General features: G+C 38.3%; 1 protein-coding gene. It reads right to left on the reverse strand.

From position 1 onward, the window contains the following. A partial coding sequence (locus tag V6251_RS15510; protein WP_341589040.1) for an Ig-like domain-containing protein occupies window positions 1-230 on the reverse strand: 230 nt, incomplete at both ends.

Here is a 230-nt window from a genome sequence, read left to right on the forward strand (position 1 = left end):
TTGTATTGTAAGCATCGTCATTCGCATTAGTTGTGTTAGGCGTTCCATCTGGTTGCACAGTAACAGTTACAGTTGCAGTGTCACAAAGCGCAGGCGAAGCGTTATCACAAATAGTATATTCAAAAGTGTCTTCACCAATAAATCCATCATTAGGCGTATAGGTAATAGTCCCATCAGTATTAACAGTAACGGTTCCGTTATCTGGCGTTGTATTGTTAGTAATAATAATA

This window comes from Olleya sp. Ti.3.14, from assembly GCF_038154885.1.
GTDB lineage: Bacteria > Bacteroidota > Bacteroidia > Flavobacteriales > Flavobacteriaceae > Olleya.